This window comes from Faecalibacterium sp. DFI.5.82 (genome assembly GCF_029076575.1).
GTDB lineage: Bacteria > Bacillota > Clostridia > Oscillospirales > Ruminococcaceae > Faecalibacterium > Faecalibacterium duncaniae.
This window is the reverse complement of the sequence record NZ_JARFIS010000143.1, coordinates 1-372: the sequence shown is the minus strand read 5'-3', so window position 1 is coordinate 372 and position 372 is coordinate 1. Positions and strand designations below refer to the sequence as shown.

Genomic DNA, 372 nt, shown 5'->3' with positions numbered 1-372 from the left:
AAACTCCGCTGCCGCCGTTTCTCCCATACCCACGCTTTCTTTTGGAACTTGACCTGAGCCAGACTGCAAAAATGACTTATGCGCTGCTGCTCGACCGTGCCACGCTCTCGCAGAAAAATCTCTGGACAGATGAACGAGGTTTCGTGTTTGTCATTTTTACGATTTGCTCTTTGGCTGAGCAGCTAGGGCGCAGCACGGTCAGTGTTTCCAGTGCGCTTAAGGAATTGGACGCTGCGGGATTGATTGAGCGCAGACGAACGCGGTTTTCTTCGCCCAATCACATCTTTGTAAAAATTCCAAATGTTGAATAGTTCTGCGTTTTTCACGATTCAAGAACCGCCAAAATCACGATTCTGCGATGCAGATTCTTAA

1 protein-coding gene is annotated in these 372 nt (G+C 48.1%); it reads left to right on the top strand.

Annotated elements, in window-relative coordinates; genetic code table 11:
- Window positions 1-311, top strand: a 311-nt coding sequence (locus P0G09_RS15970; RefSeq protein ID WP_275253147.1) for a replication initiator protein A, incomplete at its 5' end; no start/stop codon positions are given.
- Window positions 312-372: the final 61 nt, after the last annotated feature.